The organism is Nocardioides sp. NPDC051685 (assembly GCF_044453405.1).
GTDB lineage: Bacteria > Actinomycetota > Actinomycetes > Propionibacteriales > Nocardioidaceae > Nocardioides.
Genome location: NZ_JBITCR010000001.1, coordinates 779,139 through 793,043 on the forward strand (window position 1 = coordinate 779,139; position 13,905 = coordinate 793,043).

The 13,905-nt window shown below is 69.3% G+C and carries 17 protein-coding genes; 6 read left to right on the forward strand and 11 right to left on the reverse strand.

Features of this window, described 5'->3' with window-relative positions; translation table 11 throughout:
* Window positions 1-18: 18 nt before the first annotated feature.
* On the reverse strand, window positions 19-1,221 hold the full coding sequence (locus tag ACIA03_RS03770) for a heparan-alpha-glucosaminide N-acetyltransferase domain-containing protein (RefSeq protein WP_396979381.1): 1,203 nt from the start codon (window positions 1,219-1,221) through the stop codon (window positions 19-21).
* Between the two features lie 74 nt (window positions 1,222-1,295).
* On the opposite strand from ACIA03_RS03770, the gene ACIA03_RS03775 reads away from it, so the two are divergent.
* Window positions 1,296-2,501, forward strand: coding sequence for an MFS transporter (locus ACIA03_RS03775; protein ID WP_396979383.1), 1,206 nt, complete (start codon window positions 1,296-1,298; stop codon window positions 2,499-2,501).
* A 3-nt stretch (window positions 2,502-2,504) separates the two neighbouring features.
* Here the strand turns inward: ACIA03_RS03775 and ACIA03_RS03780 are convergent, their stop codons facing one another.
* The 8 genes from ACIA03_RS03780 to ACIA03_RS03815 all read right to left on the reverse strand — a co-directional run bounded on the left by ACIA03_RS03780 (window position 2,505) and on the right by ACIA03_RS03815 (window position 8,554).
* Entirely contained in the window at window positions 2,505-3,068 is a 564-nt protein-coding gene (locus ACIA03_RS03780) for a hypothetical protein (RefSeq protein WP_396979385.1), read from the reverse strand.
* Between the two features lie 104 nt (window positions 3,069-3,172).
* Window positions 3,173-3,943, reverse strand: coding sequence for a sugar phosphate isomerase/epimerase family protein (locus ACIA03_RS03785; RefSeq protein ID WP_396979387.1), 771 nt, complete (start codon window positions 3,941-3,943; stop codon window positions 3,173-3,175).
* A gap of 10 nt (window positions 3,944-3,953) precedes the next feature.
* Entirely contained in the window at window positions 3,954-4,910 is a 957-nt protein-coding gene (locus tag ACIA03_RS03790) for a Ppx/GppA family phosphatase (protein WP_396979389.1), read from the reverse strand.
* A gap of 56 nt (window positions 4,911-4,966) precedes the next feature.
* The gene (locus ACIA03_RS03795) at window positions 4,967-5,464 is read right to left on the reverse strand and encodes a hypothetical protein (RefSeq protein WP_396979390.1); all 498 of its coding nucleotides are present in this window, start codon (window positions 5,462-5,464) and stop codon (window positions 4,967-4,969) included.
* Window positions 5,457-6,044, reverse strand: coding sequence for a MarR family transcriptional regulator (locus ACIA03_RS03800; RefSeq protein WP_396979392.1), 588 nt, complete (start codon window positions 6,042-6,044; stop codon window positions 5,457-5,459). Before ACIA03_RS03800 ends, ACIA03_RS03795 begins: the two co-directional genes overlap by 8 nt.
* Window positions 6,045-6,109: 65 nt before the next feature.
* The gene (locus ACIA03_RS03805; RefSeq protein WP_396979394.1) at window positions 6,110-7,372 is read right to left on the reverse strand and encodes an MFS transporter; all 1,263 of its coding nucleotides are present in this window, start codon (window positions 7,370-7,372) and stop codon (window positions 6,110-6,112) included.
* A gap of 163 nt (window positions 7,373-7,535) precedes the next feature.
* Window positions 7,536-7,967 (reverse strand): YybH family protein, encoded by a 432-nt coding sequence (locus ACIA03_RS03810; protein ID WP_396979396.1) that lies wholly within the window; start codon window positions 7,965-7,967, stop codon window positions 7,536-7,538.
* Entirely contained in the window at window positions 7,964-8,554 is a 591-nt protein-coding gene (locus tag ACIA03_RS03815; protein ID WP_396979398.1) for an NADPH-dependent FMN reductase, read from the reverse strand. Before ACIA03_RS03815 ends, ACIA03_RS03810 begins: the two co-directional genes overlap by 4 nt.
* A gap of 135 nt (window positions 8,555-8,689) precedes the next feature.
* On the opposite strand from ACIA03_RS03815, the gene sigJ reads away from it, so the two are divergent.
* The 5 genes from sigJ (at window position 8,690) to ACIA03_RS03840 (ending at window position 12,278) form a co-directional block, all read left to right on the forward strand.
* On the forward strand, window positions 8,690-9,577 hold the full coding sequence (gene sigJ, locus ACIA03_RS03820) for an RNA polymerase sigma factor SigJ (protein ID WP_396979400.1): 888 nt from the start codon (window positions 8,690-8,692) through the stop codon (window positions 9,575-9,577).
* Between the two features lie 40 nt (window positions 9,578-9,617).
* Window positions 9,618-10,028: a 4-oxalocrotonate tautomerase family protein gene (locus tag ACIA03_RS03825; protein WP_396979402.1), complete on the forward strand. Its 411-nt coding sequence runs from the start codon at window positions 9,618-9,620 to the stop codon at window positions 10,026-10,028.
* Window positions 10,029-10,062: 34 nt separating this feature from the next.
* Entirely contained in the window at window positions 10,063-10,824 is a 762-nt protein-coding gene (locus ACIA03_RS03830; RefSeq protein WP_396979404.1) for a hypothetical protein, read from the forward strand.
* 87 nt (window positions 10,825-10,911) lie between these two features.
* Window positions 10,912-11,568, forward strand: a complete 657-nt coding sequence (locus ACIA03_RS03835) for a VOC family protein (RefSeq protein WP_396979406.1) — start codon at window positions 10,912-10,914, stop codon at window positions 11,566-11,568.
* 119 nt (window positions 11,569-11,687) lie between these two features.
* Entirely contained in the window at window positions 11,688-12,278 is a 591-nt protein-coding gene (locus tag ACIA03_RS03840) for a class I SAM-dependent methyltransferase (RefSeq protein ID WP_396979408.1), read from the forward strand.
* Here ACIA03_RS03840 and tgmC read toward each other — a convergent pair.
* Together tgmC and tgmA are read right to left on the reverse strand one after the other, a co-directional pair.
* Entirely contained in the window at window positions 12,253-13,461 is a 1,209-nt protein-coding gene (tgmC, locus tag ACIA03_RS03845; RefSeq protein WP_396979410.1) for an ATP-grasp peptide maturase system methyltransferase, read from the reverse strand. The two genes, ACIA03_RS03840 and tgmC, sit on opposite strands and share 26 nt — an antisense overlap.
* A 157-nt stretch (window positions 13,462-13,618) precedes the next feature.
* Window positions 13,619-13,876, reverse strand: a complete 258-nt coding sequence (gene tgmA, locus ACIA03_RS03850) for a putative ATP-grasp-modified RiPP (RefSeq protein ID WP_396979412.1) — start codon at window positions 13,874-13,876, stop codon at window positions 13,619-13,621.
* Window positions 13,877-13,905 lie beyond the last annotated feature (29 nt).

Here is a 13,905-nt window from a genome sequence, read left to right on the forward strand (position 1 = left end):
CTCGCTCACAAGAGCACGCTAACCCGACGACGGCAGCTCGGGGCGAGGCTCCGTCCGGCGCAACCACGCCGCGGGGCGGCCGACGAGCCATTCGAGCGGCCCGGGGCGACCCCAGGCGGTGACGAGCGCGCCGATCGCCATCACGACGAGGACATGCAGGACGTACGTGTCGGGGGTCTCCGGCGGCCAGACCGCGTCGGTCCTCATCACCACGTGCAGCGTGTAGAGGGTGAGGGTCATCGTGCCCGCACCGAACAGCACCGCCATCGCGGTGCGCCACCGGTCGGGCAACCGCAGCGCGATCATCTGGCAGGCGCCGATGGCGAACATCGAGCTGCCGATCGTCTGCGCCAGGTCGAACGGTGTCGACGAGTGCGGTGCCACGACCAGCAGCCATTGCCAACCGCCGTCGACCGGCGTCTGCCCGTAGAGATCCAGGCTCATCGAGGTCAGTGCTTCGTCGATGTCCATCGCCGGATAGCTGCGCAGCAGCACCTCGGCCACCGACGGCAGCCGGGTCAGCCTCTCCGAGAGCCAGGTGGCCGAGAAGGAGATGATGACGCCGCCCGTCCAGAGCATGGAGACCACGAGCCGGTTGCGCAGGTCGATGCGGCCGATGGCCATCCCGATGAGCAGGTAGGCCAGCCACGGGACGGCCGGGTAGTAGCCGGTGAAGAGCAGCTCGGCGAGCAGCCGGCCGGGCTCCAGCAGCTGGGACGGCTCCGGGCTGGCGAACTGCCGCGGCGGCAGCATCGGCCGGATGACCAGCGACAACAGCGGCCCGAGGACGATCCAGAGCGCGCCGAGCAGCCACAGCCAGCGTGCCCGCAGCCGGAGGAACGGGATGCCGAGCAGGAACAGCACCCCGTAGTAGGTCAGGATGATCGCGATGTTGGTGCCGAGCGAGCCGAGCACCAGCCCGAGCGCGGCGATCAGCACCGCCCGCACGGCCAGCCCCAAGGACCGCGACGCGAGCACCCGCCCCTTCACCGGCTCCTGACGTCCGGTCATCAGCGCCAGGCTGACCCCGGCGAGCACCGCGAAGAGCGCCGCGGACCGGCCACCGGCAACGGCCTGGATCCGGGTCATCTCCCCGGTCGCGTCGACCGGGTCGAGCACGTGCGTCGCCATCATGCCGAGCAGTGCCAGACACCGCGCCACGTCGACACCGACGAGACGGGTCGAAAGTCGGTCGGCGAGGTGGGAGGAGATGGCGGACATCGACCCAAGAGTAGAGATATCTCACGCAGCCGCCAGGTTCACCCGGGCGTACGACCTGCTTTACCGTGAGAACGATGTCCGTAGATGCCTCCCTGACCCGCTCGTGGGCAGGTCACGATGCCGGGAGCAGCGGCTACCGGCGGATCCTGATCGGCCTCTTCGCCGCCGGGATCGCGACCTTCGGGCAGATGTACTCCACCCAGGGCATCCTCCCCACCGTCGCGCACGCGCTCGAGGTCGACGAGGCCTCGGCCGCACTCACCGTCTCCACCGCGACCCTCGGGCTCGCGGTCAGCGTCCTCGGCTGGTCGTGGGTCGCCGACCGCATCGGCCGCGCGCCGGCGATGAAGATCGCGCTCTCGATCTCCCTGGTCCTCGGCCTGCTCACCCCTCTCGCCCCCGGCTTCACCACCCTCCTCGTCCTGCGCAGCCTCGAGGGCCTCGCGCTCGGCGGCGTACCCGCCCTCGCGGTCGCCTACCTCGCCGAGGAGATCCACGTACGCCACGTCAGCCTCGCCGCGGCCATCTACATCTCCGGCACCACCGTCGGCGGCCTCCTCGGCCGGGTCATCACCGGCCCGTTCGCCGACCTCGGCGGCTGGCGGCTGGGCGTCACCGCCGGCGGCGTCCTCTCCGCGATCGCTGCGATCGTCGCCATCACCCTGATCCCGCGCGCCCAGGGCTGGGTCCGCCCGACCGGCAAGCCGACCACGTCCGTACGCGAGGGCGTGCTCGCCAACCTCCGCGACCCGGGCATGCTCGTCCTCTACGGGCAGGCAGCACTGCTGATGGGCGGGTTCGTGGCGACGTACAACTATCTGGGGTTCCGCCTCGAGCGCGAGCCCTTCGGGCTGCCGGTGGCGATCTCCAGCCAGATCTTCTTCGCCTACCTCGGCGGCACCGTGTCGTCCTCGGTCGCGGGTCGCCTGGCCGCCACCCACGGACGCCGAAAGGTCATGCTGACCTGCGTCGTCATCACGATCGTCGGCGTCGCGATGACCTTCCCGGACAACCTCGCGATGGTCCTGACCGGCCTGTTCGTCCTCACCACCGGCTTCTTCGGCGCCCACGGCGTCGCCTCGGGCTGGGTCGGCGCCCGCGCGAAGGTCGGGAAGGCGCAGGCCAGCGCCCTCTACAACCTCTTCTACTACGGCGGCTCCAGCCTCTTCGGGTGGCTGCTCGGCTATGCGTACGTCGTCGGCTGGTGGGGCGTCGCCACCGCCGTCCTCGTCCTCGCCCTGACCTCGCTCACCTGGTCCTGGCTCGCCGCCCGCGACTGAGGTTCAGGATTTCCCGGCGCGAGCTTCACCTGAACAGAATTCCTCGTCGGCCTCTCCGACGACGCAGAGTGTGAGCCCCAGGGGATAACGAAATGAGTCGGCTACCCCATTCACCTCCGTCGCGATCGTGAGGTAAGGCGAGAAGGCGGACCTGTCACCTGACGGAACGACCTCGACGTACAACGCCGCCCCTGCCTCCGAGGCCCCGCACTTCTGGGACACATCTCGCTGGTCTGCGGCCAGGCCTAGCTTCTCGAACGGCTGTCTGGCGCCGCCGACATCCGCCATCTCATCGAGCACCGTGAATCGGCGCACCTCGAGACCGGAGTCGGGCGCCGCATCGACGGCAGTCACTCGTCCGCTGCCGTCGCCCCCTTCGACACAGAGCCCCGTGACATGGATGGTGTTGACCTCACCAGAGGCCACGTCCGCGACTCGAATGCCTGCGGAGAAATCCACCCCGCCCGCTGCAGCGACCCGATCGCCATCACCACGTGAGTCGTCACCACACGCAGTCAGCGCAAGAGCAAAGAACAGTACGCCGCAACCGGCCGGGGTGGTCCTCATTCACGCCACCGCGGCAACTACGAGCCGCCTGCTCGCGACCCGCCGACGAACTCCGACAGAGCCTGGCCCGTCCAGTGAACCTTCACCTGACAAGTTCGTGGCCATCAGGCCTGGAAGTGCTTCCGGGCGAACTCGAGCGACTTACGGAGGTCGGCGACGCGCTCGGCGCGGGAGCGGGCGCGGCGGGTGTTGATCTCGAGGACGATCTCGCCGTCGAACCCCGACGACGCGAGGTGGCGCAGGAAGCGGTCGGCGCCCATGTGGCCGCGGCCGGGGACGAGGTGCTCGTCCTTGGCCGAGCCGGTGCCGTCGGTGAGGTGGATGTGCCGCAGCCGTGACCCGAGCCGCTTCGCCATCTCGATCACGTCGTCGCCGGCGATCGCGGCGTGGGAGAGATCGATGGTGGTGTTGGCGTACTCCTCGGTCGAGGGGTCCCAGTGCGGCAGATACATCTGCGTCGCGCGCCGAGCCGCCCGCCACGGATACATGTTCTCCACCGCGAACTTCAGCCCGGTCGAGCGTTCCAGCGTCGCGATCCCCTCCACGAACCGGGCCGCATACTCGCGCTGCCAGCGGAACGGCGGATGTACGACGACCACCCCCGCGCCGACCTCGGCGGCCATCTCGGCCGACCGCTCGAGCTTGCCCCAGGGCTCGAAGCCCCAGACCTGCTGGGTGAACAGCAGCGTCGGCGCGTGGATCGCGACGATCGGGATGTCGTGGTGCTCGGCGAGCTGCTTGACCGCATGGGTCTGCTGCGACAGCGCGTCGATCCCGACCATGATCTCGACCCCGTCGTAGCCCACCTCGGCCGCATAAGCGAAGCCGCGGGCGGTCGACTCGGGGTAGGTGGAGGACGTCGACAGCGAGATCATCGCGGGTCTCCTATTCGGCGCTTCCGACGTCGGAGCTGCCGATGAAGGACAGGTGGTCGAGGCGGTCGAGGATCAGGCCCTCACGCAGCGCCCACGGGCAGATCTCGAAGGCGGGCAGGTCGAAGATGTCGAGGCACGCCTCGGCCACCAGCGCACCGGGCACGATCTGATGCGCCCGCGACGGGCTGACCCCGGGCAGCTCGGAGAGCTCCTCGAGCGACATCTCGAGCAGCTTGGGGATCCAGCGGCGCAGCTCGGCCAGCGGCAGCTGGCGACGCACGCGCAGCCCTTCGCCGCTCGGTGCGGCGCCACAGATGCGCGCCAGCGAGCGGAACGTCTTCGACGTCGCCACCGCCATGTCCGGCTGGCCGTCGCGCAGGATCCTGCCCGCGTCCTCGGCGATCGAGGCGCGGATCATCCGGCGCAGCTCACGCAGCTCCTCCTCGGTAGGCCGGTCACCGAAGTAGCTGCGCGCCAGCCGGCCGGCGCCGAGCGGCAGCGACCAGGCGACGTACGGCTGCTCGTCCAGTCCGGCCGCGATCTCCAGCGAGCCGCCGCCGATGTCGAAGACGGCCAGCCGTCCGGCCGACCAGCCGAACCAGCGGCGTACGGCCAGGAAGGTCAGCCGCGCCTCGTCGTCGCCCGGCAGGACCTCGATCTCGACCCCGGTCTCGGCATGGACGTGATCGAGCACCTGCTGCGAGTTGCCGGCATCGCGCACCGCCGACGTCGCGAACGCCAGCATCTCCGAGACGCCCTTCTCCTCCCCGACCCGCACCGCGTCGCGGGTGAACTCGGTCAGCGCCACGACTCCGGCGTCGGACATGTCCCCGGAGTCGTCGAGGTGCTCCGCCAGCCGCAGCGGCTGCTTGAAGGAGTACGCCGGCAGCGGGGCCGCCCCGCCGTGGGCGTCGACCACGAGCAGGTGTCCCGTGTTCGATCCGATGTCGAGTACGCCCAGACGCATGGGTTCGACTTTAGTGCCACACCACTCGGATCAGTGATGCGATGTCCATGACTGACTCAGAACGGCCCGAGGCGCGGGAGCAGCTTCTTCATGGCCGCGACGATGCCCGTCGCGTCCTCCAGAGCCTGCCGGGTCTCACCAGCCGTGATGGGCGCGTCACCCACGGACGGGTACTCGGTGTCGTGCCGCCGCAACCGCATGGGCCCGAACGGGCGTACCACGCCGGCTGCACGACCCAACTGGGCCTGAACGGCCTGCTGGGTCGCCTTGTGGGCGCCGATCTCCGAGCGTGCGTGCGGTCGAAGGCCCTGCTTGGCGAGAGTTGCGGTGAGCGCCTTGCGTGCTGCGTCGTAGATCAGCGGGAACGCCGAAGTCGGGTGTGTGTCGAGCATCAGCTTCGCTGCTTCGAGGTGCTCGTCAGCGTGGCTCATCAGCAGATCGGCGTGCTCTGTCGACGGGGCGACCCGCTCGAGATCGCCGTGGTCGATCATCGTCTCGATCTCAGCCTCGCCTTGTGGCCAGTGTCCTGGAGCCACTTCAGGCTGGTCAGTCATCGTCGCTTCCCATCAGATGCACGAGAGGACGGGCCATGATCGTCGCCTTGAAGGAGCCTCCGTCAGCCGTCCACGCCTCCGGCGTCACCACACGGTAGTTCACCTCGCGGCGCAGCGTCCGTTCGACAGGCTCGATCGCCTCGAACAACTCGTCGCGGTCGGGGGTCCCGACCACCAGCAGGTCGATGTCGCCAGGAACGGCGCCCGGCTGCTGGGCGTAACGAGCCGCCCATGAGCCGTGAATGAAGGCGTCGTCGATGCCTGACACCTGTTCGAGTGCCTCGCGCAGCAGTCCGACGGGCCCGAAGGTCAAGGCCATGACCTCGGCCAGAGGGCGATACAGCGGATGGTCCGTCGTGGGCGTGATGGCGCGGTTGCGCCCACGTGCCGTGCTCTTGACCAGGCCGGCATCCTCGAGACGGTCGACCTCACGTTTGACCGTCGGCACCGTCGTACCGACCGCGGCGGCGATCTCGGACAGGCTGGCGTGCTCGTCCGGGTGGAGCAACACCCAGGCCAGTACCTCTCCCTGCAGCCGCGAACGCAGCAACGGTAGAAGAGTCGGACTGGACGTTTTCATAAAACGAACCATACCGTGCGTTTTACGAAAACATCAGCACGTCGTCCCGGATCGACAGATGCCGCTCAGCGGTCGGCGGTGGCCACTGCACGCGCGGAGGTCGAAGCCGCCACGGGACGGCCAGGCTCTCCGATCCGGGCATTGACGACCCCGGCGAGCACGACCACGAGCGCGGCGGCGGCCGGGAGGAGCAGGGCGGCATCGGTGCCCCAGCGCTCGGCGACGTTTCCGGTGATCGCGGAGGCCAGCGACTGACCGAGGATCACGGCGGAGCCGAGCAGGGTCATCACGGTGGCGGACCGGCCGACCGGGCTGCGCCGGGCACCGAGGCCGTACTGCGTGACGAGCGTCGGTCCGATCCCGAGGCCGATGACGAGCAGGGCGAGCACCATCCCGGTCACCGACGACACCCCGGGCAGCGCGAGGGCGCCGACGAGCATCACGCCGCCGAAGACGAGCCAGCGTGCGGCCGAGGTGAAGGCCACCGGGAAGAGGGCGACGCCCAGGGCCAGCGCGGCCGACCCGACACCCATCGCGGCATAGACCAGGCCCGCCTCCTCGGGGCGCCCGTGGTCGCCCATGAACGCCGTCAGCGAGGTGAGCATCGAACCGAAGAAGAGGCCGACGCCGAGGATGCCGACCATGATCACGACCACGCTCGGACGGGCGAGCTCGCGCACGGAGCCGGCAGCCGGCGTACGTCCTGCCGAGGCCTGCGCGGTGGCGGCGCTCGGGTGGAGGGCGAAGGCGGAGACGAAGACCAGGGTGAGGGCCGCGGCGGCGACGACCGGTGCCCACGGGTCGACGGCGACGGCGAGGACTCCCGCGACCACGGGTCCGACGATGAAGACGATCTCGTCGGCCGCCGACTCGTAGGCCATCGTCGAGTTGAGCACCCGGACACGGCGGCCCGGGACGATGCAGGCGGAGATGATCGCCACCAGGCGCGACCGCGACAGCGGCGCGATCTGCGGAGCGGTCGCGCCGACCAGGAACGCCACCGCGAGCACGGCCGCGTCGGGCAGCGGACTGTAGACCACCCAGGCCATCGCAGCCAGCATCGCGCTGCTCGCGGCGCCGACCACCAGCAGCACTCGCCGCTGGCCGAACCGGTCGACCGCGGCGCCGAGAAGCGGGCCGCACGCCGCGGCTCCGATCCCCACCATCGCCGAGTTCAGACCGCCGAGCGCCAGCGACCCGCGGCCCGCGACGACCAGCGTCAGCACCCCGACGACCACCATGGCGTACGGCAGGCGCGCGACCAGCGCGAGCGGGAAGTACGTCCCTCCGACGGCGCGCACCAGACTCTGCTCGCGCTGCTCTGACATCTCTTTCGAACCTCCCGCTGCGAACCGCGGCTCTGTGCCGCCTTGGTCCGCCGGCGGGGCCAGCGCGAGGTGATACACACAATGGATACGGAGCGGTCGCTCCGTCCCCACAAGAATACGCCGCCCACCTCGGCCACCCGGAATCGCCGAGGTGGGCGTCCGGTCAGGGTTCGAGGTCGACCACACCCTTGCCACTGAGGATGTCGAAGGGCACCGAGACCTGGTCGTGGGCGATCACCCAGGTGCCGTCGATCTTCCGCAGCCCGTAGGTGACCCGGACCCACATCCCGGTCGTCGCGACCCCGTTCTTCATCGTCCCGCTGAGCCGGCCGAAGGCATACCCGTACGCCACGTCGTCACCGACGGCCAGGGTCAGGTCCCGCAACTCGTAGTCCACGGTCTCGAAGACCTCGAAGACCTTCGCCCAGTTCGCGAGCTTCGCCTCGATCCCGACGTGCTGGAGCGGCGGCTCGACGTCGAAGGAGATGACATCGGGTGCGTACGGCTCCCGCAGGGTGTCGAGGTCCTTGGCCCGCAGACCGTCGATGACCTTCTGGATCTGGCCACGGATCGCGGCCTCCTCGTGCGTGCTCATGCCCGACCTCCGTCGGCCCCGACGAGGGCGCTCTCACGCAGTGGCGCGAGCGCGGTGCTCCACGCGACGACCTGATCCAGCATGGTGGTGAGCGTGGCGGCGTGGCGCTCGGCGGGCACGAAGGTGGCGTGGTTCTCGAAGTCGGTGAACAGCGAGAGCTCCACCGGACGGCTGACATCGGCCATGCCCAGCGCGCTGCACACCGTACGCAGCTGGGCGACCGCGCGAGCGCCGCCGCTGACTCCGTACGAGACGAATCCGACCGCCTTGTCCGTCCACTCCGCGCAGGCGTGGTCGATGGCGTTCTTCAGGACCCCGGGCATGCCGCCGTTGTACTCCGGGGTCACGATCACGAATCCGTCGAACGGAGCGATCCGCTCGGCCCAGTCGCGGGTGTGCTGGTTCACCGACGGCCCGGACATCGGCGGCACCGGTTCGTCCAGGTGCGGGAGCGGGTGATCGCGCAGATCGACCAGCTCGAAGGCCGCGTCGTCGCGGCGTGAACCCTGGTCATGGACCCAGCGGGCGACCTGTGGACCGTTGCGGTTGGGGCGGGTGCTGCCGATGATGATGCCGATGCTGATCATGTTCCGAGCTCCTTCGAAGCCGTGGTGAGTCTGCTGCCCCTCCGACGAAGCAGGCGTACGGAATGTCAGCCGGTCTGACAGATCGGGTCGCTGTTTCGTCGGATCGGTGTAGACATGCAGACCGAAGGAGCCGCCATGACCGACCCGCACCTCGCCGAGGTGATCAGCGAGCGTCGCCAGCTGATCAACCTCGCCTACCGCCTGCTCGGATCGCTCGCCGAGGCCGAGGACGTGACCCAGGAGACCTACACCCGCTGGTACGCCCTCTCCGACCGGCAACGGGACGCGATCAAGAACCCCGGCGCCTGGATGACGACGGTCGCCAGCCGGATCTGCCTGGATCTGCTCGGCTCGGCACGGGCCCGGCGCGAGCACTATGTGGGCGACTGGATCCCGGAGCCGGTGCCGGGTGGCTGGCTCGACACCGGGTCGGCGCCGGCCGATCCCGCCGACCGGGTCACCCTCGACGAGTCGGTCAGCATGGCCTTCCTGGTGGTGCTCGACTCGATGACTCCGGCCGAGCGGGTCTCCTTCGTCCTGCACGACATCTTCCGCTACACCTTCAACGAGATCGCCGAGGTCGTCGGACGCACCCCGGCCGCCTGCCGACAGCTCGCCTCGCAGGCTCGTCGTCGCATCGACACCTCACGCGACCGCTCCACCGCCGATCGGGAGGATCTCGTCCGGAGCTTCAAGCAGGCCTGGGAGTCCCGCGACATCGAGGCCCTCGTCGGCCTCCTCGACCCGTCGGCGGTCGCGACCGCGGATGGCGGCGGTCTGGCCCTGGCCTTCCTCGAGCCGATCAGCGGCGCCGAGCAGATCGCCGCCGCCTGGATGGAGATCGCCGCCCGCGCGCCGGCGGTGACGATCCAGGAGTGTCCGGTCAACGGCCAGCCCGGCCTGATCGGGCAGGTCGACGGCACCACCGTCTCCGTCTACGCCTTCGACATCGCCGACGGCCGCATCACCCGCATCTGGGCGATGCGAAACCCCGAGAAGCTCGGTCCCTGGCGAGCCGTATGAACCCCCGGACGTCCACCCACGCACTCGAAGGAGCCCCCTCATGCCACACCTGACCGTCCAGGCCGCCGAAGTCCAGCTGGCCGGCCACGAGGACACCCTGATCACCGCACTGACCGACGCCGTCGTCGGCGTCTACGGAGACTGGGCGCGTCCGCTGGTGGTCATACGCCTCGTCGGCGTGCCCACCGGCCGCTGGGCCGTCGGCGGCGTCCCGACCGACAACCCGGCACCGGAGGTGGCCTTCGGCATCCGAGCCGGAGCGCTCGCCCGGCCAGACGGCCGGGACATCGCACGCCGCCTCGTCGCTGCGGTCACCGACGCGGTCGCGACGGCACTGGAACTCGACGACGACCTGCGCGCGACGACGATCGTCGAGCTCATCCCCCAACCCGACGAGCTCGTCGGCGTCGGAGGAACGCTGATCAACGACACCACGGAAACGGAAGGCTGAGCCCGCCTCCCGGTCGACCACGTAGGCTTACGAGGTGCCCGAGGTACCCCTGGATTTCCCGCGTGCGTGGGTGGAGTTCGTCAACCCCGACGACCCGGACGAGCGGATGCGATGTGACCTGACCTGGTTGACATCGGCCTACTCCTGCATCTTCGGCAACGGCTGCCCGGGGATGTTCAAGAGCTCGCCGGACGTCGGGTGCTGCACGCTGGGGGCGCACTTCGCGGACGAGGAGGACGAGGCGCGGACCGCATCGTTCGTCGGCAAGCTGACCCCTGACCTGTGGGAGCAGCACCCGGGGCGTACGCCGACGGCCGACGACTGGGTCGAGCTCGACGACGAGGGCGAGCGCAAGACCCGGGTGACCGACTTCCGCGGGCAGGAGTCCTGCGTCCTCGCCAACCGGCCCGACTTCCCCGGCGGAGCCGGCTGCGCGCTCCACCTGCTCGCCCAGGCCGAGGGCCGGGAGCACTTCGAGACGAAGCCCGACGTGTGCTGGCAGCTGCCGATCCGGCGTACGTTCCGGGATGTCGAGCTCACCGACGGAACGCAATACACCGAGGTGACGATCACCGAGTACGACCGGCGCGGCTGGGGTCCCGGCGGCCACGACCTCGACTGGTACTGCTCCGGCAACACCGAGGCCCACGTCGCCGTCGAGCCCGTCTACCTCACCAACCAGGCCGAGCTGACCGAGCTGATGGGCAAGGCGGCGTACGCCGAGCTCGTCCGTCACTGCGAGGCGCACGTCCGGTCGAGGTCCGCCCTGGCCCTCCATCCCGCCAGCCCGCGCTGAGCGGCCTGAACCCCGGGGTGTATCTCGACGTCAAGAGATAGTGACCCTGGATTGGTCTCTCTCTCAGCGAGAGTTCAGAATCGTTACATGCGCCTGGACCATGTTTCGTACGCTGCAGGACCCGATGGCTTGGTACAGACCGCCAAGCAGCTCGGTGAGCTGCTCGGCCAGGAGTTCGTCGACGGCGGCGTCCACCCCCGCTTCGGCACCCGCAACTACATCCTCCCGATGCGCGGCGGCCTCTACCTCGAGGTCGTCGAGGCGCTCGAGCACCCGGCCAGCGACAAGGCGCCGTTCGGGCAGGCCGTCAAGGCCCGCTCCGCGCTCGGCGGCGGCTGGATCGGCTTCGTGATCGGCGTCGACGACATGACCCCGATCGAGAAGCGGCTCGGCCGCAAGGCCGTCCCCGGCAACCGTCACCTCCCCGACGGCCGCGAGCTCCACTGGCAGCAGATCGGCATCAACGGCCTGATCGCCGACCCGCAGCTGCCCTACTTCATCAAGTGGGAGACCCCCGAGCTCCACCCCGGCAACGCCGGCTCCGACATCACCCTCACCGACCTGGAGATCTCCGGCGACCCCGAGCGGGTCAAGGACTACCTCGGTGACGAGCTGAAGGAGCGGGTCGACCCGTGGACCGGCAAGCCTGCCGAGAACGTCCACATCGACTGGGTCGCCGAGCACGGCACCCCCGGCCTGCTGGCCGCCAAGTTCGTCACCCCACGCGGCGAGGTCCGGATCTGAGCAGGGTCGACCTGCCGGGGGCCACGGGTGCGATCCCGTCCCCCAACATCTGGCACCACACCTCGACCTACGAGATCGAGAACCGTGCGCTCGACCCGCACGGCCGGCTCTGGGCGGCGATGGAAGAGGCCGCGCCGTGGGCCGGACGCGACGTCCTCGACCTCGGCTGCGGGACCGGGTTCTATCTGCCGCGGTTCGCCGAGACGGCCCGGAGCGTCACCGGTATCGAGCCCCATCCGGACCTCGTGACGCTCGCGCGGCGGCGTACGAAGCGGCTCTCGAACGTCACCGTCCACAACGGGATCGCGCAACAGCTCCCGCTGCCACCGGCGTCCGTCGACGTCATGCACGCCCGCTGGGCCTACTTCTTCGGTCCCGGCTCCGAGCCGGGGCTCAGCGAGCTCGACCGGGTGATGCGCCGCGGCGGCGTGGCGATGGTGATCGACAACGACGGCTCCCGCTCGAGCTTCGGGGCGTGGTTCCGCCGCGGCTACCCGAAGGTCCCACCGCCCGACGAGCAGGAGCGGTTCTGGTCGATGCACGGCTGGACGCGCGTCCCCGTCGACATGGACTGGTCCTTCGCCTCGCGCGCGGACCTGGAGGCGGTCGTCCGCATCGAGTTCGACCCCGCCACCGCGGCCGCGATCCTGGAAGAGCACCAGGGGACGTACGTCGACTATGCGGTCAACCTCTGGTGGAAACGCTTCTGACCGGGTGAACCCAGCGCAGACTGGGGGCTGAGGCGAACTCGTAGGTGTGTCCAGATGCGGTCACCTCGAGCAAGACGTCGTCGATGTCAGGGCTGCCGGCCTCCTGCCAGGCGACCACTGCGTCCTCGATCGTGTCCCAGAGCGTCGCCGGACCGCCCTGACGAACCTTCCATCCGGAGCCATCCGAGGCGAGCACCGCGAACGACTCGCCCTCGATATCGAACAGGTAGACCTCCTGTTCGCCGTCGACGGTTGTACTACGGATCAGCTGGGTGCCGGGCGCTGCGACCTGGACCAGGAAGGCCGGCATCCACTCGCCGAGGATCTCCGGGTCGAGAAGAGTCGTACGTTCGGTGTCGGCGTAAGCCGTCCGGAACGCCAGATCGCCGTCGATGACCGCGTCGGCGTGCGCACGGGCAGGCATGAATGACGTACGCCGGATCAACCTGCCCCGTGCGGTGCCGGCGGAGGTGACGGTGAGCTTGGCCAGCCCGGTTCCATAGGCCCAGGTCCCGACCGTGGCCAGGATGATCCCTCCCGGCCGCGTCTGACGCACCCAGGTGTAGGGGATCCTGCGGACGGCGAAGGTCGCGATGGTCCGGTCGTACGGCGCACGGGGTGGGTAGCCCAGGAGGCCATCGCCCGGGTAGGTCCAGGGCGCAAGACCGCTCTCGTTGAGCGACTTCTCCGCACGATCGGCAAGAGCGGCGTCGACCTCGATGCTGGTGACCTGGTCCTCGCCGACCAGCTCGGTGAGCAGGGCTGTCGAGTAACCGGTCCCGGTGCCGAGCTCCAGTACGTTCATCCCTGGCGCGACCTCGAGATCCTCGATCATCGAGGCGACCAGGCTCGGCATGGTGGACGAGGCGGTAGGGAAGCCAACGACCGGCTCGTCGATATCGGCGACAGAGAGGTGGCCGTCGAGCTGGGTGACCAACGAGTCGTCGCGATAGACGACCTCGGCCCATTTCTCCGGCCCGAGTTTCTCGGCTGTGACCGCCTCCCATCGAGCGTCCGTGGTAGGGAGCAGCACTCCCTGCTGGAGGAACGCCTCACGTGGCACTGCCTCGACGGCGGCACGAAGGGCATCCGTACGTATGACCCCTTCGGCCCGGAGCCGGTCGACGAGCCCCCTCCTGGCCGACTCGAAGTGGGAAGTCGTTGGGGTGTGTGGGTCGGTCATGCGATTCCCTGTTCGAGGAGGTCGGCGAACGCGGCGGTGATCCGACGGATTGAGACGTACGACCGGAACTTCGCGACGATTGAGCTCGGTGATGACCATGTCCGCCGTCAGGTCGTCTGCGTCGGTCAGCACCAGCACCGGCCTCCCACCGGTCAGGTCAGTCGCGGTCATTCGACTGGTCGTGGTCGGTGTCGTTGGTGCCGTCCAGGTACGTGCTCACCTGGTTGGTCTCTCGCCCGGTATTGGAGCCATGCTTGGGCATCGCGACGATCTGGCCGTTCGTGTCGGTGTAGATACCTGTCTGGGTCTGCCGATCCACGCCCGCGACCGAGTACGGCTCGATGTCGACGTTCGGATAGGGCTGCATGCGGCTGATGCCCCACGGGCGCCGTGCGTTGGGATTGCTCGCTGTCATTGCAGTTCTCCTTGCACTTGATGGATGAC

Coding starts and splice junctions, on each gene's coding strand:
- ACIA03_RS03790 (WP_396979389.1), bottom strand. CDS start 4,910: ATGCGTCTGGGCGTACTCGACATCGGATCGAACACGGGACACCTGCTC.
- ACIA03_RS03785 (WP_396979387.1), bottom strand. CDS start 3,943: ATGATCTCGCTGTCGACGTCCTCCACCTACCCCGAGTCGACCGCCCGC.
- tgmC (WP_396979410.1), bottom strand. CDS start 13,461: ATGACCGACCCACACACCCCAACGACTTCCCACTTCGAGTCGGCCAGG.
- ACIA03_RS03780 (WP_396979385.1), bottom strand. CDS start 3,068: ATGAGGACCACCCCGGCCGGTTGCGGCGTACTGTTCTTTGCTCTTGCG.
- tgmA (WP_396979412.1), bottom strand. CDS start 13,876: ATGACAGCGAGCAATCCCAACGCACGGCGCCCGTGGGGCATCAGCCGC.
- ACIA03_RS03840 (WP_396979408.1), top strand. CDS start 11,688: ATGGAAGAGGCCGCGCCGTGGGCCGGACGCGACGTCCTCGACCTCGGC.
- ACIA03_RS03775 (WP_396979383.1), top strand. CDS start 1,296: ATGTCCGTAGATGCCTCCCTGACCCGCTCGTGGGCAGGTCACGATGCC.
- ACIA03_RS03810 (WP_396979396.1), bottom strand. CDS start 7,967: ATGAGCACGCACGAGGAGGCCGCGATCCGTGGCCAGATCCAGAAGGTC.
- ACIA03_RS03825 (WP_396979402.1), top strand. CDS start 9,618: ATGCCACACCTGACCGTCCAGGCCGCCGAAGTCCAGCTGGCCGGCCAC.
- ACIA03_RS03805 (WP_396979394.1), bottom strand. CDS start 7,372: ATGTCAGAGCAGCGCGAGCAGAGTCTGGTGCGCGCCGTCGGAGGGACG.
- ACIA03_RS03835 (WP_396979406.1), top strand. CDS start 10,912: ATGCGCCTGGACCATGTTTCGTACGCTGCAGGACCCGATGGCTTGGTA.
- ACIA03_RS03815 (WP_396979398.1), bottom strand. CDS start 8,554: ATGATCAGCATCGGCATCATCATCGGCAGCACCCGCCCCAACCGCAAC.
- ACIA03_RS03770 (WP_396979381.1), bottom strand. CDS start 1,221: ATGTCCGCCATCTCCTCCCACCTCGCCGACCGACTTTCGACCCGTCTC.
- ACIA03_RS03800 (WP_396979392.1), bottom strand. CDS start 6,044: ATGAAAACGTCCAGTCCGACTCTTCTACCGTTGCTGCGTTCGCGGCTG.
- ACIA03_RS03795 (WP_396979390.1), bottom strand. CDS start 5,464: ATGACTGACCAGCCTGAAGTGGCTCCAGGACACTGGCCACAAGGCGAG.
- sigJ (WP_396979400.1), top strand. CDS start 8,690: ATGACCGACCCGCACCTCGCCGAGGTGATCAGCGAGCGTCGCCAGCTG.